The 22452-nt window shown below is 72.7% G+C and carries 17 protein-coding genes; 12 read left to right on the forward strand and 5 right to left on the reverse strand.

The features are described from left to right. The first annotated feature begins 133 nt into the window (after positions 1-133). The 6 genes from WMF12_RS41880 (at position 134) to WMF12_RS41905 (ending at position 8301) form a co-directional block, all read left to right on the forward strand. The gene (locus WMF12_RS41880; protein WP_437295835.1) at positions 134-577 is read left to right on the forward strand and encodes a hypothetical protein; all 444 of its coding nucleotides are present in this window, start codon (positions 134-136) and stop codon (positions 575-577) included. 92 nt (positions 578-669) lie between these two features. Continuing rightward, on the forward strand, positions 670-1101 hold the full coding sequence (locus tag WMF12_RS41885) for a hemerythrin domain-containing protein (protein WP_437854272.1): 432 nt from the start codon (positions 670-672) through the stop codon (positions 1099-1101). Positions 1102-1156: 55 nt separating this feature from the next. Continuing rightward, positions 1157-3925 carry a protein kinase domain-containing protein gene (locus tag WMF12_RS41890; RefSeq protein ID WP_437854274.1) on the forward strand — a complete coding sequence of 923 codons (2769 nt, stop codon included), beginning with the start codon at positions 1157-1159 and terminating at the stop codon, positions 3923-3925. 3 nt (positions 3926-3928) lie between these two features. After that, the gene (locus WMF12_RS41895; protein WP_437546645.1) at positions 3929-4672 is read left to right on the forward strand and encodes a class I SAM-dependent methyltransferase; all 744 of its coding nucleotides are present in this window, start codon (positions 3929-3931) and stop codon (positions 4670-4672) included. Further along, positions 4669-5718: a lysylphosphatidylglycerol synthase domain-containing protein gene (locus WMF12_RS41900; protein ID WP_437854276.1), complete on the forward strand. Its 1050-nt coding sequence runs from the start codon at positions 4669-4671 to the stop codon at positions 5716-5718. Before WMF12_RS41895 ends, WMF12_RS41900 begins: the two co-directional genes overlap by 4 nt. A 15-nt stretch (positions 5719-5733) precedes the next feature. After that, complete coding sequence (locus WMF12_RS41905; protein WP_437854278.1) at positions 5734-8301, forward strand: hypothetical protein; 2568 nt, start codon at positions 5734-5736, stop codon at positions 8299-8301. Positions 8302-8363: 62 nt separating this feature from the next. On the opposite strand, the gene WMF12_RS41910 is transcribed toward WMF12_RS41905, so the two are convergent. The 5 genes from WMF12_RS41910 to WMF12_RS41930 all read right to left on the reverse strand — a co-directional run bounded on the left by WMF12_RS41910 (position 8364) and on the right by WMF12_RS41930 (position 11791). After that, positions 8364-9407 (reverse strand): glycosyltransferase family 2 protein, encoded by a 1044-nt coding sequence (locus WMF12_RS41910; protein ID WP_437854280.1) that lies wholly within the window; start codon positions 9405-9407, stop codon positions 8364-8366. Between the two features lie 258 nt (positions 9408-9665). Further along, complete coding sequence (locus tag WMF12_RS41915; protein ID WP_044967022.1) at positions 9666-9911, reverse strand: hypothetical protein; 246 nt, start codon at positions 9909-9911, stop codon at positions 9666-9668. 285 nt (positions 9912-10196) lie between these two features. Beyond that, complete coding sequence (gene nuoK, locus WMF12_RS41920; RefSeq protein ID WP_012240633.1) at positions 10197-10505, reverse strand: NADH-quinone oxidoreductase subunit NuoK; 309 nt, start codon at positions 10503-10505, stop codon at positions 10197-10199. 3 nt (positions 10506-10508) lie between these two features. Continuing rightward, entirely contained in the window at positions 10509-11024 is a 516-nt protein-coding gene (locus tag WMF12_RS41925) for an NADH-quinone oxidoreductase subunit J family protein (RefSeq protein WP_012240634.1), read from the reverse strand. 134 nt (positions 11025-11158) lie between these two features. Continuing rightward, a complete protein-coding gene (locus WMF12_RS41930; protein ID WP_437854284.1) occupies positions 11159-11791 on the reverse strand; it encodes a NuoI/complex I 23 kDa subunit family protein in 633 nt (210 codons plus the stop codon). A 287-nt stretch (positions 11792-12078) separates the two neighbouring features. Between WMF12_RS41930 and dapA the strand changes: the two genes are divergently transcribed. From dapA to WMF12_RS41960, 6 genes are all read left to right on the forward strand, one after another. After that, positions 12079-12984 (forward strand): 4-hydroxy-tetrahydrodipicolinate synthase, encoded by a 906-nt coding sequence (gene dapA, locus WMF12_RS41935; protein WP_437854286.1) that lies wholly within the window; start codon positions 12079-12081, stop codon positions 12982-12984. Between the two features lie 71 nt (positions 12985-13055). After that, entirely contained in the window at positions 13056-13853 is a 798-nt protein-coding gene (dapB, locus tag WMF12_RS41940) for a 4-hydroxy-tetrahydrodipicolinate reductase (RefSeq protein WP_437873947.1), read from the forward strand. Between the two features lie 105 nt (positions 13854-13958). After that, positions 13959-16352, forward strand: coding sequence for a hypothetical protein (locus WMF12_RS41945; protein ID WP_437854287.1), 2394 nt, complete (start codon positions 13959-13961; stop codon positions 16350-16352). A gap of 193 nt (positions 16353-16545) precedes the next feature. Next, positions 16546-18645 carry a glycine--tRNA ligase subunit beta gene (glyS, locus tag WMF12_RS41950; protein ID WP_437742332.1) on the forward strand — a complete coding sequence of 700 codons (2100 nt, stop codon included), beginning with the start codon at positions 16546-16548 and terminating at the stop codon, positions 18643-18645. Positions 18646-18766: 121 nt separating this feature from the next. Further along, a complete protein-coding gene (locus WMF12_RS41955; protein ID WP_437854289.1) occupies positions 18767-19060 on the forward strand; it encodes an ester cyclase in 294 nt (97 codons plus the stop codon). Between the two features lie 264 nt (positions 19061-19324). Then, complete coding sequence (locus WMF12_RS41960) at positions 19325-22441, forward strand: hypothetical protein (protein WP_437854291.1); 3117 nt, start codon at positions 19325-19327, stop codon at positions 22439-22441. The last annotated feature ends 11 nt before the right edge of the window (positions 22442-22452 follow it).

Here is a 22452-nt window from a genome sequence, read left to right on the forward strand (position 1 = left end):
TCCCGGCCACGGCATAGCGCGGGCCCGATCGCGGCGCGAGCGCGGCGATCACGCGCGGGTGCGCCGCGCGCGCCGCACCCGCGCGCCGTGCGCGAACTTGGCCGGCGAGCCCGCGGCCCCCTACCCTGCGCGCATGCGCCGCGCTTCACGATGGCTGCTCTCGGCGGTGATGGCCCTGACCACGCTCACGGCCTCGCCAGCATCGACCTTCGCCCGCGACACCAAGGTCGAATGGAAGAGCGTCGACGTACCCGCGGGCGAGGGCCAGGCCCAGCGGGCTCGAGCGCTGCGCGGCATGCTCTCCAGCGCCGCGAAGAAGGCGGACTTCGGCAAGGCGAAATCGGTCGTGCTGAGCGCGCGTGTCGTCGAGTTCACCTCGGCCACGCGGGGCGACGTCCACCGCGTGAGCTGCACCGTCGTCGGCCGCGTCGTCGGCGGCCCCACCGCCCGCTCGCGCATCTCGTTCGGCGGCAGGCCGAGCGAGCGACAGGCGCTGGAGAAGCAGGTGCTCGCCATGGTCGCGAACGGCGTCGTCGGCCGGCTCGCCGCGATCGTCCGCGCCCGCGCGCATGACTGACGCGCACGACGGAGCCGACCTGCTCCGCCGCGGGATCGCGCCGCGCTCCGCTCGACCCTCCACGGGATCTGGACTACGACGGCCCGCACCTCATGGAACTGGACCGGATGGTGAGCGAGCTCTTCCAGGAGGAAGAGCTCGCTCGCGACACGGCGAAGAAGCTGATCGAGCTGGCGCAGCGCTCCACGGACGAGGCGAGCGCCGAGCGCGCGAGCCTGCTCGCGTTCCTGCGTGGGCCGATGGAGCGACACATGCGCTACGAAGAGACCGCCCTGTTCCCGCATTTCCAGGCGCGCGGGCTCGCCGAGGAGGTCCAGGTGGCGCTGAAGCATCACGCCGCCGTGCGTGAAGCGACCGACGCCCTGGCCGGCGTTGCGCAGGGCGACGACGTCGCGCGGGCCATCGTCGATGTCGCCCGGCTGCTCCTGCACCATACAAATTTCGAGGGCGACTACATTTATCCAGAGCTCACCCACGACGAATGGCGCGAGCTGATGAAGGAAACCGTTCCGCAGGGCATCTGAGGTGGTACGCATGAACTCGACACGGATGTTGTCCTCGACGTAGGCTTTTGCCGCCGTGTCTATTGCAGCTGGTCAGGTGCTGAGCGAGCGCTACCGCCTCATCCGACCCGTGGGGCAGGGCGCGCAAGCCGCGGTGTGGGTCGCAGAGCACCTGGCGCTCGGCACCCATGTCGCGGTCAAGCTCATCGATCCGGAGCTCGCGAAGCAGGAGGACGCGCGCGAGCGGTTCCGCCGCGAGGCGACGGCCGCCGCGCAGCTGCGCAGCGCGCACGTCGTGCAGATCATCGATCACGGCATCGACGGGGAGCAGCCGTTCATCGTGATGGAGCTGCTCGAGGGCGAGGACCTCTTCGATCGGCTCGCGCGCCGGCGCCGCCTCTCGCTCCAGGAGACGTCGAAGATCGTGACGCAGGTCGCGCGCGCGCTCACCCGCGCGCACGGGGCCGGCATCGTGCACCGCGACCTCAAGCCGGAGAATTTTTTCCTCTGCGCGAACGAGGACGACGAGATCGTCAAGATCCTCGACTTCGGCATCGCCAAGGTGAAGGGGCAGGGGAAGCGGGTCGCCCAGCGCACCAGCGTCGGCACCCTCATGGGCACGCCGCATTACATGAGCCCGGAGCAGGTGAAGGGGCTCCGGGAGGTCGACTACCGCGCGGATCTCTGGGCGCTCGGCGTGATCGCTTACCAGTGCGTGACGGGCGAGCTCCCGTTCGACAGCGAGGGGGTCGGCGACCTGCTGATCAAGATCTCGCTCGGCGAGATCCCGGTCCCGTCGAGGGTGAACCCGGAGCTGCCGCCGAGCTTCGACGGGTGGTTCGCGCGCGCCTGCGACCGCGACCCGTCGCGGCGCTTCAGCAGCGCGCGCGATCTCGCGGAGTCGCTCGCCCGCGTCGCCGACCTGTCGACCGATGCCCCGAGCAGCATCCGATCGCCGCAGCCGCCGCCGCTGCCGCCCCGGGCCTCGCCCACGCGCCCGCCGGCGGCCCCGCCGCGGCCGGCGACAGGCTCGGTGATCCCGAAGGCGCCGCCGCTCCCCCGGGTGGCCGACCCCACGGGCGCCGCCTCGACGCGATCGCCCGAGCGAGGATCGGGCGAGCCGCCGGCGGACATGGCGGCCGCTCCGTCGTCGGCCAGGCCGAGCGCGAGGATCCCCGCGGTGCCAAGCGAGCGGCCGCAGACGCCGCCGCGGCTCACCGAGCGGCCTCCGCTCAGCGAGCGCCCGCCGCTGTCATCTCGGCTCGGCGAGCGGCCTCTCGCACCGCCGCGGGCCACCGAGCGACCTCCGGCGCCGCCTCGGCCCACGGCGCGGCCTCAGACGCCGTCGCTGGCGCAGATCGGCGAGCCATCACCGGGCTCGTCCGAGCTCGGCGAAAGGCCGCCGCTGAGCCAGCGGCCGCCGCTCCCGGCTCGGCCCGGCGATCGACCTCCGGCGCCGCCGCAGCACAGCGACAGCGCATCGCAGAAGCCGCCGGTCGCTGCCGAAACGCTGGTCGCCACCGGGACGCCGGTCGCTGCCGAAACGCTGGTCGCCACCGGGACGCCGGTCGCTGCCGGGACACCGGTCACCACCGGGACGCCGGTCTCCGCGCAGCCGAGCAGCGTATCGTCCGCGACAAACGACGACGTCGACGCCCCGCCAGGCGCGCCTGGACCGGCGCTGGCGCCCAGCGACACGTTCCGGAAGGCCGCCGACAGCGCGTCCTCGCTCGTCGACGTCGACATCGACGAGTTCGAAGAGGACGCGATCGACACCGACGTGGACGAGCCCTGGACGGCGCCGGCCGCATCCGCGGCGCTCGCTCCGCGCGCAGACGCAACGCCGGCCGCAGCCCAGGCGCCGGCCGAGCCCGCGGCCCAGGCGTCGGCCGAGCCCGCGGCCCAGGCGTCGGCCGAGCCCGCGGCCAACGTGCCGGCCGAGCCCGCGGCCCAGGCGACGGCCGAGCCCGCGGCCCAGGCGACGGCCGAGCCCGCGGCCAACGTGCCTGCCGAGCCCGCGATGGCTGCGCCCCAGAGCGGCGTACCCGTCGCGCCAGGCGCCACGGCCGAGCCACCGCTCTCCTCGCAAACGCCACACGTGCTCTCGCCACAACAGGCCGATCCGCACGCAATCGCCCCCGAGCGCGAGGCGCCGCCGAGCCAGGATCCGTCGTCGGAGAAGCTCCGCGACAACGTCAGGCGGGCGGTCGCCGGGGCGGCTGCGGCTGCCGCGCCCCCCGCCTCGCTGCGCGAGCCGCCCCCGCTCGATCCGCCGCTCGCCCCTCGGGCTCGCCCGTTGCCCTCCGGCCAGTCGCCGGACCAATGGATGAAGGGGTCCAGCGTGAGCGGGGTGGCGCACGAGGCGCGCGAGAGCGTGCTTCCGGAGTTCGACCCCGGCTCACGTCGGCGCCGACGCGCCCGCTTGGCAGCCCTCGCGCTGGTGGCCCTGGCCGGCGTCGCCGCGTGGCAGGTGATCCGCTCGCAGCGCCTGCCGCAGAGCACGCCGGCGGCCGAGAGCGAGGCCCCGCCGCCGCCCGTCGTCACGGCAGAGCCCGCACCGCCGCAGGAGCCCGCGCCCCAGCCGACCGTCACGGCGAAGGCCGTGGAAACGGCCACGGCCACGTCCGCGCAGCCGTCGGCCAGGGCCGCCGCGACGACGCCGCCGCGGAAGCGGCGCCTGCCGCCGCCACCGCCGAAGAAGTCGCGGAAAGAGCCGGCCAAGGTGGACGACCTGACGATCGAGATCCCGACTCCTCCGGAGCCCGAGGCGGAACCGACCTCACCAGCAGAGTCGCCGCCCCCGGCCGGATCGCCCCAGGGCGATCCGGCCCCGCATGCAGAGTGAAGCGTGGAAACGACTGCATATCAGCAATACTCCGAAGAATCCGGCGACTGGTTGAGGAAGGGGAGGGCCCGGCTGCTGGCCCATCTGGTGCGCGAGTTCGGCCCGGAACGGCGGCCGCTCGAGCTGCTGGAGGTCGGCGCCGGGGTCGGCCAAAACCTGAGTGTCCTCGCGGAGTTCGGGGCCGTCGACGCAAACGAGGTGAGCCCTCTCGGACAGGAGGCCATCGCGAAGGCCGGCGCGGCGAGGACGCTCTACGGCACATCCATCCCGTTCCAGCTCGACCGACGCTATGACGTGATCTGCGCGCTCGATGTCATCGAGCACATCGAGGACGACCGCGCCGCTCTCCGGTGGATCCATGACCACCTGAGCCCTGGCGGAATCTTCGTCGCCACGGTGCCGGCGTATCCGTGGCTGTTCAGCGACCACGACCGCGCATTGCAGCATTTCCGCCGGTACACGGCTGGCAGCTTCCGCGCCGCGCTGCCGGCCGAGCTCCACGTGGAAGCTTGCGCCTACTTCAACCAGCTCCTCTTCCCTGCCGCGGTCGGCTCGCGCGCCGTCTGGAGCGCCGCGCGCAAGCTGCGCCCTCGCAAGACCAGCATGAAGCAGCCCTCACCGAAGTCGGGCCTCGCTTCCTCCGCGCTCGAAGCCGTCCTCGGTGCCGAGGTCGACCTCATCGCGCGCGGCTACCGGCCGAGCTTCGGCCTGTCGGTCTTCTGCGTGGCGAAGCGCTGGGCCGCATGAAGGACAGATCCGCGTCGCTCGCCGATCTCCCCAGCACCCCGCCCACCGGCGCCCCGCCTGCCCCCCCGAGGATCTCGGCCGATCCGCCCGAGCCCGCGCCCGGCCCGCCTCAGCGGATCGGAGGCCCGCTCGCCAGGGTGCGCACGGCGCTGCGCCCGATCATGGTCGTCGCCGCTGCCCTGTTCATCGGGCTCGCCGCGCGGGACCTCGCTCGCAGGTGGGAGAGCGGCGCGCCGATCGACATCCGTCCCGCGTTCGTGGCGCTCTCGGTGCTGCCCCTCGCGCTCGGCCTCGTCGTGCTGGGGCTCGCCTGGGCCTTCATCCTGGAAGAGCTGACCGGCCGGCCCATCCCTCGCTGGCCGGCGATCGCGCTGCACATCGAGTCGCAGGCGGCGCGGTACATCCCCGGCAAGGTCGGCGTGCCGCTGTTCCGCATGCTGGGCGCGTCGCGCATCGGGACGACCAGCGCGGAGGTGGGGTCGTCCTTCGCGATCGAGTTCACCAGCTTCATCGCGGTCGGCGCCATGGTGGGGTTCGGCCTGCTCGCGGCGGGCGGCGAGCAGTTTGCGGGCGCGAACGCGCTCATCGGTCGATGGAGGCTGCCCGTGCTCCTCGCCCTGGGCGCGGTCCTCGTCGCGCTGATGACCGTGGATCGTACCCGCGCGCCCGAGCGCGTGCGCAAGCTCCTCGCGCCCGAGGGGCGCGGGCCGCTCATGCCGGTGCGATTGCCGCTCGTGCACGCGGTGTACTCGCTGACCTGGGCCGCGCACGGCGCGTGCGCCTCGCTCGCCGTCGGCGCGACGCCGGGCGCGGCGCTCGGCGGCTCGGGCCTGTTCGTGCTGGCGCCCATCGCCGGTTTCCTCGCGATGGCCACGCCGGGAGGCATCGGCGTGCGCGAGGCGCTGCTCTCCGTGGGCCTCGCCCCCGCCGTCGGACCCGCCGCGGCGCTGGGCGCCGCGCTCATCTCGCGCGCCACCTCGCTCGCCGTGGACGTCGGCGGCTTGCTCATCGCGCGGCTGCTTTGCCGACGCGCCGCGCCTCGCTAGGATGCGCCCCCTCTCATGCTGGCCCGCCTGCGTGTTGCCCTGAACTCCGACTCCCCCCTGGCCCGCTTCTGTGCCGCCCTGACCTCCGGCTCGCCCCGAGAAAGGCTGCTGCGCAACGTCTTCGCGGCCGTCGCATGCCTCACGGGCCTCGTCGGCTACGCGCTCGTGGTCCACGCGCACATTCCAGTCCAGCACTGGCTCCTGTGGCGGCTCGCGCCGCTCTGGGGCTATTCGCTGCTGTTCCTGCTCTCCAGCCTCGGCATCGGCCTCGTGCTGTTGCGCCGGGTGCTCCGCCTCGCGCACTTGCCGCCGGTCGAAGAGGGCCTGTTCGGCGTGACGCTCGGCAGCATCGCCTTCGTGTTCGGCATGTACCTCGCGGGCGTGGTCGGCTGGATCCGCCCCTGGTACGGGCTCGTGATGCCGGCGGCCCTCTTCGCGGGCGGCCTCCTGGAGCTGCCACGCTGGCTATCGCGGCTGAAGCACGATCTCGACGCCTCGACGACGCCGAAAGGGACGATGCGCTGGCTGTGGCTCACGGCCACGGGCGTCGGCGCCCTGTGCCTCGTGCTCCTCTACCTGTTGTCGCTGACCCCGGATTCCATCAGCTTCGACGCGACCTGGTATCACCTGCCGATCGGGCAGGACTATGCGCGCGCCGGCCGCATCGTGCCGTTCTACGGCGACGTGAACCGCTCGTTCCCCCACTTCGCGAGCATGCTCTACGCGTGGGGTTTCAGCGTCCCCGGGATGCTCGTGGAGCAACGGTGGATGATGGCGCTCCACCTGGAGTTCGTGTTCGTCCTGGGGAAGGTGGTCGGCGTCGCGGCGCTGGCGCGGTACCTGCTCCAGGGCGAACGCGTCCCTGGCCTCTGGGCGGCTTTCTTCCTGTTCCCGTCGCTGTTCGTCCAGGACCAAAACCCCGGCGGTTCGGCGGACCATTTCCTGGGCTTCTTCGCGGCGCCGGTCCTGCTCGCGTCCATGCGCTTCGCGGAGCGCTTCGACAGGCGGTATGCCGTCCTGCTCGGCGCGTCGCTCGGGGGCGCGATGCTGGTGAAGTACCAGGCGGTCTATCACCTGGCCATGGCGGCGGCGGTCGTCGTGCCGCGCGCCGCGTACCTGCTCGCGCGCGCGGCCTCCCGCGCCCTGAAGAAGCGCAGGCGGCCGCTGCTCTCGGCGCGCCGCGTCCTCGTGGCGGGGCTCATCGCTTCGGGCGTGGCGCTCGGCACGGCCGCGCCGCACCTGATCAAGAACACCATCTACCATAACAACCCCGTTTATCCGTTGGCCCAGCGCGTGTTCACGCGGTCGTACCCGCAGCACGCGCGCTCCGCGGAGTTCATGGAGAAGGCGTATCCCAACGCGCCTTACCTGCCCAAGGGGAAGGGGCTAGAGCGGCAGCTCATCGCGGCCGGCAACTTCTTCACGTTCTCGTTCTCCCCGCACTACTCGTTCACTCGCTACGTCCCCTCGATGGGCTCGCTCTTCACGCTGCTCCTGCCGATGCTGCTGGTCATCCGCGGCCGTCGCAGGCCGGCGCTCGCGGCCTGGGCGACGTTCGCCGGCGTCTGGATGTGGAGCAACACGTACACCGCGGACCGGTACCTGCAGGGCATGCTCGCGGTGCCGATCGCCGCCGCCGCGGCGCTGCTCGTCCGCACATGGCAGCTCGGGACCGTCGCGCGGCTCGGCCTCGTGCCGCTCGTGGTGTTCCAGATCGTGTGGAGCGGCGATGTGCCCTTCTACTCCGGCCCCCGCCGGCTGGAGAGCGCGCTCTCGCTGATCCGCTCCACCTACGAGAAGCGATGGAGCGACGCGCAGCGGTTCAAGTTTCGCGTGGATCACCGCGCGATCAACCAGGCTACCCCGCCCGACGCGCGCATCCTCGCGCGCAATTACCGCACGACGCTCGGTATCGAGCGCGAGATCATCTTCGATATCCAGGCCTGGCAATCGCTCATTTTCTACGAGCCCGTGCGAGGGCCGGCCGAGCTCTACGCGCATTACCGGAGCGTCGGCATCACCCACATCCTGTACCCGCCGAACCAGCGCCCGCCGGACACGCTCCAGGCCGCCGTGCTGTTCAACGAGCTCGTGCACCGCTACGCGACGGAGAAACGCCGCTTCGGCAGCCTTCAGCTCGTGACCATGCCGAAGGAGCCGCCGCCGGCCGACGAGCTGCCTTATCAGGTGCTCGCGCTCGGCGCGCCGGGCTACACGGACGGGCTCTACCCGGTCGAGGCGCTCCACATCCTCCCCAAGCTCCAGCCGCCCAAGGGCCAGGAGCCCAAGCCCGCACGGGCGTGGCCCAGGGATACGAACGCGCAGGCCGCGCTCCTCGACGCCGCGGAGGCGGTGGTGCTCGGCAAGAACGCCGCGCGGGGCAGCCGGAACGTGAAGCTGGACGGCGTGTTCTTCGCGGCGGAGCGCTTCAAGAACTACACGGTCTACCTGCGGCAGCAGCGCGACACCTCCCGGGCGGAGCCGCCGCCCGAGCCCCCGGCCGCCGGCACGCCGCCCGGGCCGGAGCCGAGCGACCCTGTGGCTCCCACGGAGGACGTCGATCTGGAGGACCCGGACGGCTGAGCTCCCGGCCCGGGGCTACGAGCGCTGTTCGACCAGCGGCCCGGTCCAGGGGACCGGGCTCTTCACCTCGCGCTCGCTCGCGCCGGTTGCACCTGCTGGTTGTGCCACGGCTTCGCGCCCGTGGACTGGATCCCCTCCAGCCGGAGGGCCGGCTCCCGCTCCGCGAGCTCGGTCTCGATCCGGCGCACGCGCATCAGCACCTCCTCGACGAGGCGGCGGTTCGTCGCGATGAGCTCCGCGAGCAGCGCCACGGCCACCAGGATGCACGCCATCACGACGGCGCCCGTGCCGACGATGAGCGACTGGATATAACCGCTGTAGTCCGGATTCCGCAGGTAGAAGTAGAGGAACCGGACGCCGAGCGCGAAGCCGAACACGAGCAGCACCGTCGCGACCCAGCCCACGAGCTGCACAGGGCGGTACATCGCATAAGCCCGGAACATGACGGGACCGGCGCGGCGCAGGTAGTCGGGGATCGAACGGAAGAGCCGCGACTCGCGCGTCTTCGGGTTGGTCGTGATCTTCACGTTCTCCAGCGCGAGGCCGCGGCGGCCTGCCTGGATCACGGTCTCCAGCGTGTAGGTAAAGCGGTTGTGCACGAAGAGCTGCAGCGCCGCCTTCCGGCTCACCGCGCGGAAGCCGCTCGGTGAGTCGGCCACCTCCGTGGCGGACAGGCGCCGGATGAGCCGCGAGCCCCACCGCTGAAAGACCTTCTTGAGCGGCGAGAAGTGCTCGATCCTATCTGTCTGCCGATCGCCGATCACCAGGTCGGCCCGGCCGTCGAGGATGGGAGCGACAAGCTTCGGGATCTCCGCGCCGCGATACTGGTTGTCCGCGTCGGTGTTCACGATGATATCGGCGCCGAGCCGCAGGCACGCGTCGATGCCGGCCATGAACCCGGCGGCGAGGCCTCGATTCTTGGCGAAGCGGACGATGTGGTGGATCCCGAGCTGCTCGGCGAGCGAGCTCGTCCCGTCCGTGCTGCCGTCGTCAATGATGAGGACCTCGATCTCGTCCACGCCGTCGATCGACCGCGGCAGGTCCGCGAATGTCTGCGCGAGCGTGTCGCGCTCGTTCAAGCAAGGGATTTGGATGATGAGCTTCACGGGCGATTTCGCGGCGCAGCGTAGCACGACGTGCGTCGAGAAATTCACCTCGGAGCGCAGCGGGCTCCCCCGCGACGCGAGCCTCCAGCGCGGGCCGGAGCGCCGCCCCGCTCGCGCTGAGCGCCGGGCGGCCAGCAGAAACCTGTCCACACCGCTCCGCCGGTGCCCCGGGGCACCGTACATCGCGGAACATCACGGAACATCGCGGGGACGATGGCCCGCAGCCCTGCGCCGGGCCAGCGGGACCATCGCTCCGCTCTAGTTGAGCAACTTCTTCGAGAGGTGCTTGACCGCCTCCTGCGCCGCGTTTCGCAGCGCGACCTCGACCGCCTTCGAGGACGTGTCGCCTCGCACGAGGATGGCGCAATTGTCCCCTTCAGCCTCGAAGGATGCGAGCGGTAGCTCTGTCGCCGCTGCTGCGGCGCGGATCGGCACCTGCACAGCAAGCGAACCGACCTCGAGCTCCACGAACCCCACCAGCTCCGTCTTGGATAGGTTCTGCATGCCTTCGAACGTGGGTCGCCCGCTGGGGCTTAGCAAGGTCAGGTTTTTCCTGCTTGTCGCTGGGATTGAGCTCCACGTGAAGCGGCAGAGCGCGGGAGCGTCGAGCGCATCGCCTGGTCGGCGGTCGGCGGTCGGCGGTCGACGATCGGCATCGGCGTGGGGCGCGGACGCGCGACGCGGCGGCCGCCGGTCCGAACGTCGCGCGCGTCACGCGCGTCACGCCGACCGCGCGCGTCACGCGCGTCACGCCGACCGCGCGCTTCCGCACGGATGACCGCTCTCGCGTCAGTTCTTCAGAGAGGTCAGCTGGTCGGCCATGATGCTTCGGTGATTGCGGTAGACCTGAAGCACGATGGCCAGCGCGATCGCCGCCTCGCTCGCCGCGAGGACGATGATGAAGACCGTGAACACCTGGCCAGCCACGCCGCCGGCGACGAAGTGGTCGAACGCGATGAAGTTGAGCGCGGCGGCGTTGAGGATGAGCTCGACGCCGAGGAGGATGCCCACCGCGTTCTTCCGCGTCATGACGGTGAACAGCCCGAGCCCGAAGAGCACCGCGGCGACGGTGAGGTAATGGATGAGACCGACCTCCATCGCCTACTCCCTCTCCCAGGCGCGCCTGACGGCTCGACGCGCGAGCACGACCGCGCCGATCATCGCGGCGAGCAGCACGACCGAGCCGAGCTCGAACGGGAGCAGGTACTCTCCGAGGAACGCGTGCCCGAGCTTGGCGGTGGACGGCATCGCCGGCTTGGCCTCGGCGGGCCAAGGGGTCTGGGTCGCCACCCTGCCGAGCAGGAGCAGCACCGCCGTGACCAGACCGAACGCCACGGCCGGCCCGCCGCGCGGGTTCGAGATCTTCATCTCCGCGATACGGCTCGTGAGCATCACGGCGAAGAGGATGAGCACGAGCGTGCCGCCGACATAGACGAGCACCTGCGTCGCCGCGATGAAATCGGCCGAGAGCGAGACGTACAGCCCGGCGATGCCGAGGAACGTGCCGAGCAAGGCCAGCGCGGAGTGGATGATGTTCCTGGAGAACGCCACGAGCCCGGCCGAGCCGAGCGTCAGCGCGGCAAGCCCGAGGAAGACGAGTGCGCTCAGGGAGGGCATGGGGTGAGGGCCGCGACGTTAGACCGCTGCCCACCGCCCAGCAAGGGCGACCCCCGCGCGTCGCTCGCGGCGCGCTCCTGCGCCGTTCTGCTCGCCGCGCGCTTTCGCTCAGGCGCCCGCTCCCGCCCCCGCTCCTACCCCCCGCCCGCGGGCTCCGCGCCCTCGGCGCCTTGCTGCTTCTCGCGCTCCTTGCGCCAGATGGCGCGCAGCTCCTCCAGCGCGGCCGGGTTGTCGCGCATGGCGCGCTCCCGGGCCTCCCGGGCGTGCGGCCCGTACTCGCCGACGGGCACCTCGCCGAGGTCCTTCGGCGCCTTGTACAGCGGCACGAGGCCCTCCGGGATGAAGCGGAACGTGAGGTGATCGAGCGTCGGCGCCGCCCCCTCGAACTCGCGGGTGTGGCGGATCGCGCCGGTCGACTCCGTCTTGCACGCCTCGACGCACAGGCCGCAGTACATGCACTTGCCCATGTCGATGTCGAAGCGGCTCATCGCCTGCTTCTTCGTCGCCGGGTCCTTCTCCAGATCGATGGCGATGCACTCGATGGGGCACGCGCGCTCGCAGCGCTTGCAGCCGGTGCAGATGTCCATCTGCACCTCGAGGAAGCCGCGGTACCGCGGGGGGAGCATCTCGCTGACGGGGCGGTCCGTCTTGTCGGGGTACTGGACGGTGATGGGCTCCCGGAACAGATGGGAGAACGTGACCGCCATCCCCTCCAGGATGGTATTGGCCGCGCTGGAGATGCTCTTGATGTACTGGGCGAGATCCATGGCCGGTGCCTCTCAGGGACCTGACGCGCTCGGGCAAATCCCCCGAAGGAGCGAGGCGCTACACCGCGGACGATAGCAGACGCGGACCTGCCCTGGAGCGTCCCGCCCGCTCCTCGCGGGTCCCGCCAGCCCGCGCCGTACAAGCCCCGCAGGCTCCCGCCAGCCCGCCCACAAGGCCGCGTCCGTTCGGCTTTGCCCCGCGCGGGAACCAGCGGAGAGCGGGGAGTCCGCGGCGAACCTGTCCTCTCCTGTTGACGCGCACCCGGGGTGGCGATCATGGTCGTCTGATGTCGCAGCTCCCCTTGTCGGGAACGTTCACCGCCCTCGTCACGCCATTCACGCCCGATGGCGAAGCCGTCGACTTCGACGCGCTGGACGCGCTCGTCGAGGCGCAGATCGCGGGCGGCGTCAGCGGGCTCGTGCCGTGCGGGACCACGGGCGAGTCGCCGACCCTCAGCGAAGCCGAGACGACCGCGGTCATCCGGCGCGTCGTCGAGGCGGCGCGCGGCCGCGTGCCGGTGATCGCGGGGACGGGCTCGTTCTCCACGAAGAAGACGATCGAGGCCTCGCGCGCCGCGCTCGCCGCTGGCGCGGCGGGCGTGATGATCGTGATGCCGTACTACAGCAAGCCCTCGCAGGACGGGCTCCGCGAGCACACGCTGGCCGTGGCCAGGGCCGTCCCGGCGCCGATCGTGCTCTACAACATCCCGGGGCGAACGGTGGTCGACCTCTCCGCCGAGACGACCGAGCGCATCTGCGCCGCCGCGCCGAACGTCGTCGCCATCAAGGACGCCTCGGGCAACGTGTTCCGCTGCCAGGAGCTCGTGCGGCGCCTCGGGGACCGGCTCGCGATCCTGAGCGGCGACGACGCGCTGACCCTCGCGATGATGGCGCTCGGCGCGCAGGGCGTCATCAGCGTCACGTCGAACGTGCTGCCGCGCGAGACCAGCGCGGTGACCCGGCGGTTCCTGGCCGGCGACCTCGCGGGCGCGCGCGCAGCCCACCTCGCGCTCCTCGAGCTGCACGGGCTCCTGTTCGTCGAGCCGAACCCCGCCCCCGCGAAGGCCGCGCTCGCCGCCCTGGGCCGCATGAGCGCCGCGGTCCGGCTGCCCCTCGTGCCGGCCGGAGAGGCGACCCGGCAGCAGATCGCCGAGGCGATGAGGCGGCTCGAGGCGAGGCGCGAGGCGTCGTGAAATCGAACGGAGATCATCGAGGCGTGCCGATGAGCGCGCTCGTGGGGGCCCCCCAGGGCGACGACGCCCGGCTGCTGAAGGTCGCGATCCACGGCGCGAGCGGCAAGATGGGGCAGGCCATCGTCCGGCTCGCGGCGAACGAGCGAGCCCAGGTCGTGGGCGCGATCGTGTCGCGCGGCTCCTCCCGCATCGGCCGTGACGTCGGCGAGCTCGCGGGGACAGGTACCATCGGCGTCGCGATGAGCGACGACACCAGCGCCGGGCTGCTCGGCGCTGACGTGGTCATCGACTTCTCGCGGCCCGAGGCGCTCCCCCGCCTCCTGCACCTCGCGATGCGCGCCAAGGTCGCCGTGGTCAGCGGCACGACGCGCCTCGACGGCACGTGCGAGCGGCTGCTCGACGAGACGGCGCAGCACGTCCCGGTCCTCTGGTCGCCGAACACGAGCATCGGCATCCACGTGCTCGCGGAGATCGCGGCGAGCGCGGCGCGGCGGCTCGGGCCCGGCTACGACGTCGAGATCGTGGAGGTGCACCACCGCGCCAAGGTGGACGCGCCGAGCGGCACGGCCGTGCGGCTCGCCGACGCCATACGCGGGGCCCGCGAGCCGGCCGGGACGCTCGCCGACGTGCACGGCCGCGAAGGCAACGTCGGCCCGCGCAAGGCGAACGAGCTCGGGATCTTCGCCGTGCGCGGCGGCGACGTCATCGGCGACCACACGGTCCACCTGCTCGGCCCCGGCGAGCGCCTCGAGCTCACGCACCGCGCGACCAGCCGCGATCTCTTCGCGCGCGGGGCGCTGCGCGCGGCGTGGCACCTGCACGGGAAGCCGCCCGGCCGATACACGATGGCCGACGTGATCGGCGGCTGACCGCGGCGCTCCAGGGCCAGACGCGGGCGATCCGCGATCCGGCGCGCCGCGAGAGAGCCACAATGTGGTCAGCGGCGGTTCGCCGCACTACGCTGCGGCGCTCGTATGGAGACGCTCGCTGCGAGGATCGCACGCGCCGGTCCGTTGCCGGACAGGGACGCGGTCGGCTGGGTCGTCCGCCTGGCGAAGCGCGTCGAGAGCCTGCACGCGCGCGGGACGGTGCACGGCCGCCTGTCGGCCGCGTGCGTGGTCATGGAGGGCGAGCCGTGCACGTCGACGGGGTGGCTCTCGGATCCGCTCGCCACGCCCGCCTTCGTGGGTTACCGCTCGCCGGAGCGGGCCGCGGGTGAGGGGCCGTCGCGCCGGGACGACACGTGGGCGCTCGCGGTCACCCTGTACACGGCGCTCTCGGGAGCGCTCCCGTTCCCCGCCGAGAGCGACCAGGAGCTCCGCCGCAAGCAAGGCGCCGGCGCCGCGCCGCGGGTAACGCCGCCCGGCGAGGCGGGCGACGCGCTGTGGCGCGTGCTGGACCAGGCGCTCGCGCGCCGCGCTGAGCAGCGGATCACCGAGGTCGCGGCGCTCCGTCGCGCGCTGGAGGCCGCGCGGCCGGGCGAAGGCCTGGAGGAGCTGCCGCCGCTCGATGAGCACGCGCTCGCGGCGCCGGCGAGGACCATTCCAGCGCCGCGCCCGTCGAGCAGCGGGGTGCGGGGGACGTCGAGCTCGCAGCCGCCCCGCAAGAGCGCGCCGCCGCGCGAGGGCACCGGCTCGCAGCCGCCCCGCAAGAGCGCGCCGCCGCGCGAGGGCACCGGCTCGCAGCCGCCCCGCAAGAGCGCGCCGCCGCATGGCCACTCGAGCTCGCAGCCGCCGCCCATCGCGAGCGCCTCGGCCCGCCGGACGCCGTTGCCCCTCCACGGGCTCGCGAGCCTGGGGCTCCGGTCGACCATCGGCGTGCCGACCACCCCGCCTCCGGAGGCGCCAGACCGTGCCTCAAAGGCGCAGACCGCGTTGCCTGCCGCATCGCCGCGGCTCGCCGGCGCAGCGACGGAGGACCGCTCGCGCGCGGGCGCCGTGGCTGCCCCGACCGCGCACGTGCAGCCACCGCCGCGGCCGCCCATCATGCCCGCAGCGACCGCGCAGCCGCCCGTCGCGCCCGCAGCGACCGCGCAGCCGCCCGTCGTGCCCGCAGCGACCGCGCAGCCGCCCGTCGTGCCCGCAGCGACCGCGCAGCCGCCCTTCTCCCCCAGCGCGGTGCCTCTCTTCGACGCGGATGCCCCGGCGAGCCCGCGAATGGTCGACGACCTCCCCTGGCTGGGCGAAGACGACACGCACGAGCCGTCGCACCCCTTCCCGATGGCGCCCGGCAGCGTCGCCGCGCGCCTCGGCGCGCCCGGGCCCGGCGCGCCGACGCCCCACGTCCCGGCCGTCGATCTCCCCTGGCTGGGCGAGCACGACACGCACGAGCCGTCGCACCCCTTCCCGATGGCGCCCGGCAGCGTCGCCGTGCGCTTCGGCGCGCCCGGGCCCGGCGCGCCGACGCCCCACGTCCCGGCCGTCGATCTCCCCTGGCTGGGCGAAGACGACACGCACGAGCCGTCGCACCCCTTCCCGATGGCGCCCGGCGGCGTCGCCGCGCGCGGCGGCGCGTCCGGGCTCGTCGCGCCGCCGCTCCGGGCGCGGGCGCCGGCGCCAGCGTCCGGAGCGAGCCGCGAGACGCCGTCCCCGGCGCGCCGGTGGGTCACGCTGGCCCTGGGGGTCGTGGCCATCGCGGGCGCCGCGGGGGGAGCCTGGTTCTGGCTTCGCCACCGCGACGCCGCGCCGCCGTCCCTCCCGGCGCCGCCGTCTGTGGACGCTGCGCCCGCCGCATGCGCCGCCCCCGCAGAGCCGAGCGCCCCGGCGCCCGGTGACGCCGGCGCGGAACAGACAGGCACGGCGGCGCCGGCGGACGCAGGCACCGCAAGCACAGCGCCGGATCCTGCGGCCACGGCGGACTTCGCCGCATGCGCGATGCCGCTCTTTCCCGGCAAGAGCGTCGACGCCGCCATCGCGGGCCAGCTGTCGTTCGTCTGCGCCGAGACCGACCCGATGAAGGGCGTCGCGGCGCTCAAGAGCCACCTCGCCCAGGCAGCTGGGCCCAAGGGCGTCTCGGACGCCACGAAGGAATGGGCCGTGCTCGGCTGGCACGACATGGCGACCGTCGCGACCCTGCGCGCCCGCTGCTGCCACGCCCCGCCCCCCCTCGAGCTGCCCCCCACGCCCGAGGGCTGCGCGCCGCTCGATGAGGCCCTGAACGAGCTCGGCGCGGCCGTCGCGTCGGCGTCTGCTCCGGGCGATCGGGCGGTCGCGAAGGCGGCGCGGCGGTACATGCGCGCAGCCCAGTGCGTCGCCCGGGTCGGCGCGGCGACCCGTTACGGGCGCAAGAGCAAGCCGAACGGAGGCGAGGCGACCGCGTTCAAGAAGGTGCTCTCGCGCGCGCTCCGGAGCGCGGCACAGGCGCGCTGAGCCGCGCGAACGTCACGTCGCCCGTGGCACGCGCCCGTGGTGCGCGCCGTGCCACGGCGTGACGTCGCGAGCGACGCGGACGGCGCAAATGGCGTGAACGAACGTGAACAGGCGTGAACAGGCGTAAACAGCGCGGATCGATCGCTCGACCACCTCGCCGAACGAGCGGTTCTGGGGTAGCGTCCGCGGTCCCATGTCCAACGAAGCGAGCGATCTCCTGCTCGAAATCGGCGTCGAGGAGCTCCCCTCGTCGTTTGTCGAGGCCGCGCTCCGCGCGCTCCCGGATCTCGCGACGAAGCGCCTCGCGGAGCTCAGGCTCCGCCACGGCGCGGTGCGCGCGCTCGGCACCCCGCGTCGGCTCGCGCTGCTCGTCTCCGGGGTCGCGGCGCGCCAGCCGGATCTCGAGGAGGAGGTCACCGGCCCGCCGGTCAAGGCGGCCTTCAAGGACGGCGCGCCCACGAAGGCGGCCGAGGCGTTCGCGCAGAAGCTCGGCTGTACCGTCGCGGATCTGCGCCGCGTCGAGGGGCCGAAGGGCGAGTACCTCGCGGGCACCCGCCGCGAGGCCGGCAAGCCCGCGGCCGAGCTCCTCCCGGAGGTCCTGGCGTCGCTCGTCGCGGCCATCCCCTTCCGCAAGTCGATGCGCTGGGGGCAGGGAGATTTCGCGTTCGGCCGCCCCATCCAGTGGCTGGTCGCGCTCTCCGGCGGCGAGGTCATCCCCGTCGAGATCGCCGGCATCCGCAGCGGGCGCACGAGCCGCGGCCACCGCTTCCTCGGGCGGGCCGAGATCGCGATCGGCGCCGCGAAGGACTACGTCGAGGCGATGCGCGCGGCGCACGTGCTCGTCGACCCCGAGGCGCGCGCGAAGCTCATGCGCGAGCGCCTGCTCGCCGCGGCGCGGGACGCGGGCGGCGTGCTGATCGAGGACGACTTCCTGATCGGCGAGAACCTCTCCCTCGTGGAGGAGCCGCACGTCATCGTCGGCAGCTTCGAGGAGCGGTTCCTCGAGCTGCCGGAGCGGGTGATCCTCGAGGTCGCGCGCGGCCACCAGCGCTACTTCGGCGTCCGCGACGCGAGGACGGGGGCGCTGCTCCCGAGGTACCTGGCGGTCGTGAACACCGCGGAGGCGCCCGAGAAGATCAAGCGCGGCAACGACAACACGATGCGCTCGCGCCTGTCGGACGCGCAGTTCTTCTACCGGGAAGACGTCAAGATCCCGCTCGCGAACCGCCGCGAGAAGCTCGGCGGGATCGTGTTCCAGAAGCGGCTCGGCAGCGTGCTGGCGAAGGCCGAGCGCGTCGAGCGGCTCGCCCGCGAGCTCGGCCTGCTCCTGATGCTGCCCGAGCAGACGCTGGTGGCGGCGGCCTCGGGGGCGCACCTCGCGAAGTGCGATCTCGTCGCGCTGATGGTGGGCGAGTTCCCCGAGCTCCAGGGCGAGATGGGGCGGGCGTACGCGCTCGCCCAGGGGGTCAGCCCGGAGGTGGCCGACGTCGTCCGCGATCACTACCTGCCCAAGGGCGCCGCGGACGCGACGGCGCCGACGAACGCCGGCGCGCTGGTCGCGATGGCCGATCGGCTCGACACGCTGGTCGGCTGCTTCGCGATCGGGCTCGTCCCCACGAGCACCGCCGACCCGTACGGGCTGCGCCGCGCGTGCCTCGGCGTGCTGCGCACGCTCCTGGATCGCGATCTCGATCTGCGCCTCGGCGCCGCGTTCGGGGCCGCCTACGACGGCTACGCCGGGGTGGAGCTCAACGTCTCGCGCGAGGAGCTCGCGACCCGCCTCGGCGAGTTCTTCTCCGAGCGGCTGCGAGGCCTGCTCTCCGACCGGCTCCCGCAGGACGCGGTCCTCGCGTGCCTGCGTGTCGCCGCGGATCGCCCGCTCGATCTCAGGGCCCGCGTGCGCGCGATCGACGCGCTGAGCCCGGAGGTGCGGGCGCGGGTGGGCGAGGTCTTCAAGCGGGCCACGAACATCGCCGACAAGGCGCCTGCCGGCGAGCCGGTGGCGCCGTTCGGACAGGACGTGCACCCGAGCGAGACGGCGCTGTTCGCGGGGTACCTCAAGCTGCGCGAGCAGATCGCGTCGGACGTCCGGAGCGGCTCGTACGACACCGCGTTCAGGGCGGTGGCGGACTTCGCCCCGCTCTTGCACCAGTACTTCATCGACGTGTTCGTGATGACCGACGACGCGGCCGTGCGGGACAACCGCCTGCGGCTGATGCGCGCCCTGTCGGAGACCTGCGGGAGCCTGGCCAGGCTGGAGCTCCTCGGCGAGGCGCCGCGCGCGGCGTCGTGACGCGACGGGCGCGGCGCCTCGGCGGCGCGCCCGACGCTACGCTACCTTTTCAGCTCAGATGGGCGCTCCCGCGGGCGCCTCGGCCGGCGGCTCTCCTGGAACTGGCTTTGCGGGCGCGGCGATGCGCTCTCAGCATGACAAGAGGAGGGTGTTCGGCGCCGTCGAGCAAACATGGTCGATCGAGGACGTGATCGCCGAAGGGGACAAGGTGGTCGTGCGCGCGAAGAACACGTGCGCACAAGCGAGCTTCCTGGGCATCCCGAGCCACGGACGGCAGCAGACGTTCACCGCGATGTTCATTCACCACATCGTTGACGGCAAGATCGTCGAGACATGGCGGAACGCCGACGATCTCGGCCGGCTCCTGCAGCTCGGCGCGCGGCTCGAGCCGGGGGTACCCAAGGCTCCGACGTGAGCAGGCTGGCCGCGTCTGGCGTCGATCTTCGCCTGGTCAGCGCTGCTGTCGAGTTGAACAGCACTCCATCCGGGCCACCTCGATGGATCATGCAACGGCGACTCCGAAAGCGCCGTGAAACCACGTCCATGCACCTCACTTCGCGGAACCAATAAGCAACCAATAAGCCCACTGGGGACGATGAGCAGCGCCTCCGGCGCCTCGCCGAGCCGCCGGGCGTCTGGACCTGCACGCTCGCCAGGAGCTGCTGTACCGTTCGCCCCCATGCCGGGATCTCAGCCCTATCCGTTCGCGTTCTTCGGGGCAGCGCCGAGCGACTGGTTCGACCTCGAAGGGGACCTGTTCTCCTATGAGCTCTGCTTCGTGGCGCCCCCGGACGCGGCCGCGCGGCGCGCCGCCGGCGAGGCGTGGGAGCGGGCGCTCGACGCGCGCGCGGTGGAGCACTGCGAGCCCTTCCAGTGGGCCGATCGCTGGGCGCTCGTGCGGGTGCGGCCGGCGGGGTGGAGCAAGGCGTGCGTCGCCGACATGGCGCGCGCGGTCCAGCAGGCCCTCACCGCGGTGCACGGCGCGCATCCGATCGAGGTGGCCTCCCTGGCCGAGGCGATCGAGAGCGACAGCGACTGGGACGCCTGGTCCGCCGAGCAACGACCCGAGCCCCCGACGGGCCCGAGGTGGCCCGTCGAGCTGCCCCGCTTCGGCGGAGGCGAGCGCTTCGAGGCCGCGTGCGCGGTGGATCCGGCGGTCGAAGCCGCGCGCGAGGCGGCCCGCGCCGCGGCCCCCGAAGAGGAGCGCTCGTCGGAGCGCGCGGCCGGCGACGACCACGACGCGGACGAGGCGGAGGCCAGCGACGACGACGACGACAAGCCCAGGGTCATCTCTGGCGGGCTCCGGCTGGAGCTCCTGCCGGGCTACAAGGCGCCCGGGCCCTCCGACGAGCAACAGAGGCTCTTCGGACGGAGCGGCGAGGTGCTGATCGCGCCGAACGGACTCGTCTTCGGCGTCGCCAAGCCGAAGCGAAAGCCGCCTGTCCCCGCGTGGATCGAGAACGGCGAGCTCCGCACCGCTCAGGGCGAGCCGCTTGCCACCACGACCGGCGCTCACCTCGCCGCGCGCGACGACGGCGGCGCGGCGCTGATCGGGGAGGATTCGGACGCCGTATGGGAGGTCGTGTTCGCGGAAGGCTCCGTGCGGCGCCTCATCCAGCACGACGAGCCCTTCTCCGACGTCGCCTACGGCCCGGAGGGCCGGGTGCTCGTGCTCGCGAGCTCGATCGACGTCTATCGGCGGGAGGGTTCGGGCGTCGCGCTCGAGGGGCGCTGGGACCTCGACGGCTACGGGATGCACTCGGTCTTCGGCGGACGCCTGCTCCTCTTGAAGTGCTTCGACGACGAGGACGAGAGCGCGGACGGCGTAACGATCCTCGGCTACGACGGATCCACGATGCGCCGGCTGGCCCGCGTGCGCATCTCGATCGGCGACATCGTGATCGACGGCGCCCGCGTCATCGTGGAGGACGGCAGCGAGTACTACGAGCTGCTCGGCCTTGATGTGCTCGCCGCGCGCTTCGCCGCGCAGCCGGACTCCTTCCCCGAGCTGAAGAAGCACGAACCCGGCAACGAGGACGAAGACGAAGACGAGAGCGCGTACGACGAGGGCGAGAGCACGTCCGGCGACGGCGACGACGAGGACGCCCGGCCAGAGGTGCTGGAGGGCGCGCTCCGCGTGGAGCGGCGGAGGTCGCGCGAGGTGCCCCCGGAGCCCGAGATCGAGCGCGCGGAGCGCGAGCTGTTCGGGTCGACCTCCTGCGTCGCGGTGGCGCCCGGCGATCGCGTCTACGGCATCGCGAAGCTCCGGCGCAAGCCGGCGACGGCCGCCTGGATCGAGGGCGGGGAGCTCAAGCGCGCCGAGGGCGAGGCGCTGCCCAGCCCCCACGGCTACATCGCGGCGCGGGAGGACGGCGGCGCGGTGCTGTACGGGTTCGACTACAACCTCGTCGCCGAGCTCTCCTTCGCGGACGGCAAGCTGCGCCGCCTCTTCGAGCACGAGGCGTCGATCTCCGACATCGCCTACGGCCCGGAGGACCGCGTCATCCTCGCCACGGGCGAGTCCCTCGACGTCTACCGCCGCGAGGGAGAGGGCGCCGTCCTCGAGCAGCGCTGGGACGTGGGCGGTTACGGCCTGACCCCCGCCCTCGGCGGCCGGCTGCTCCTCGTCAAGAGCTACGAGGGCGAGGACTCCGAGGACGGGTTGACCATCGTCGGCTTCGACGGGAGCAAGCTGCGCCGCGTGGGCCGCGTGAAGGCCTCCGTGGGCGAGGTCCGGATCGCCGAGGGGCGGGCCTTCATGGATCACGTCGGCGACACCTACGAGCTGCTCGGCCTCGACACGCTGATCGAGCGGCTCGCCACGAACCCCGACGCGTTCCCCGAGGTCGCCGTGTACACGCCGTCCGAGGAGAGCGACGACGACGACGAGGCGCCGGAGTCAGGCCCGAGGAAGGCGCCCGAGGAGTACGCCATCGAGCCCGCCCCGGGCCGCGTCGGCGTGCGCTACCTGGGCAAGCAGCGCCCGCTGCCGGAGGACGAGGAGGACGTCCCGAAGGACGTGCGCGCGCGTTTCGGAGCGGGCGCGCGGGAGCTCGAGCGCTACCGCCCTGCCGACGTGTACATCGGGTGGAAGAAGGAAGCCCGACGCTCCTTCGTCTTCGCCGTGCTGAAGGACGGGGAGCTCATCGAGACCGCGGTGAAGGCGAGCTCCCCCTCGTCGACGGGCCTGGTGAACGCGGATCGGAGCGCCGCCCTCGTTGCGACCGACGGCGACGCCAAGCTCTGGTGGGTAGACCTCCCGCACGGCAAGCCGATCCTCGTGCACGACTTCAGCAAGGAGGAGAGCGAGGACGAGATCTACACGCTCGAGGCGCTCGCCTCCGGGCGGGTGATCGTCGGCACCTCGTCGGAGACCTGGATCTTCTCGGTCAGCGGCGGCGCCTCCAGGCTGGAGGCGCGAGGCGACCTGGATCTGCGCGTCGTGGAGAGCGCCGCGGGGGGCCGCGTGGCCGTGCTGGAGGTCTCCGAAGGCAAGCCTATCCGGGTCTGGGGCGTCTACGACGATGGCGTCCGCACGCTCGCCGAGCTCGAGCCGGAGCCCCTCAGCTTCGAGCCGAGCGCTGACGGCAAGTTCTTCTTCGAGGCCGTGAATCGCCTTGGCTGGTATGAGCTCGTCAACCTCGAGGACGCCTGGGAGGCCGGGCGCCGTGACACCTCTGGCGAGCACTACCCGCGCGTGGCGCTCGCGCCGAAGCCCCCTGAGCAGGACGAGGACGACGAGGACGACGGCGAGGACAGCGACAGCGACGACGAGGAGCCGCAGTCCGTGGAGTGAAGGCGGCCGCT

This window comes from Sorangium sp. So ce363, from assembly GCF_051520435.1.
Lineage (GTDB): Bacteria > Myxococcota_A > Polyangia > Polyangiales > Polyangiaceae > Sorangium > Sorangium cellulosum_B.

Excerpts from the sequence above, each read along its gene's own strand:
- WMF12_RS41885 (WP_437854272.1), top strand. The coding sequence starts at position 670 with ATGGAACTGGACCGGATGGTGAGCGAGCTCTTCCAGGAGGAAGAGCTC.
- WMF12_RS41955 (WP_437854289.1), top strand. The coding sequence starts at position 18,767 with ATGCGCTCTCAGCATGACAAGAGGAGGGTGTTCGGCGCCGTCGAGCAA.
- dapA (WP_437854286.1), top strand. The coding sequence starts at position 12,079 with ATGTCGCAGCTCCCCTTGTCGGGAACGTTCACCGCCCTCGTCACGCCA.
- WMF12_RS41915 (WP_044967022.1), bottom strand. The coding sequence starts at position 9,911 with ATGCAGAACCTATCCAAGACGGAGCTGGTGGGGTTCGTGGAGCTCGAG.
- WMF12_RS41960 (WP_437854291.1), top strand. The coding sequence starts at position 19,325 with ATGCCGGGATCTCAGCCCTATCCGTTCGCGTTCTTCGGGGCAGCGCCG.
- WMF12_RS41930 (WP_437854284.1), bottom strand. The coding sequence starts at position 11,791 with ATGGATCTCGCCCAGTACATCAAGAGCATCTCCAGCGCGGCCAATACC.
- WMF12_RS41945 (WP_437854287.1), top strand. The coding sequence starts at position 13,959 with ATGGAGACGCTCGCTGCGAGGATCGCACGCGCCGGTCCGTTGCCGGAC.
- nuoK (WP_012240633.1), bottom strand. The coding sequence starts at position 10,505 with ATGGAGGTCGGTCTCATCCATTACCTCACCGTCGCCGCGGTGCTCTTC.
- WMF12_RS41900 (WP_437854276.1), top strand. The coding sequence starts at position 4,669 with ATGAAGGACAGATCCGCGTCGCTCGCCGATCTCCCCAGCACCCCGCCC.
- WMF12_RS41905 (WP_437854278.1), top strand. The coding sequence starts at position 5,734 with ATGCTGGCCCGCCTGCGTGTTGCCCTGAACTCCGACTCCCCCCTGGCC.
- WMF12_RS41880 (WP_437295835.1), top strand. The coding sequence starts at position 134 with ATGCGCCGCGCTTCACGATGGCTGCTCTCGGCGGTGATGGCCCTGACC.
- glyS (WP_437742332.1), top strand. The coding sequence starts at position 16,546 with ATGTCCAACGAAGCGAGCGATCTCCTGCTCGAAATCGGCGTCGAGGAG.
- WMF12_RS41925 (WP_012240634.1), bottom strand. The coding sequence starts at position 11,024 with ATGCCCTCCCTGAGCGCACTCGTCTTCCTCGGGCTTGCCGCGCTGACG.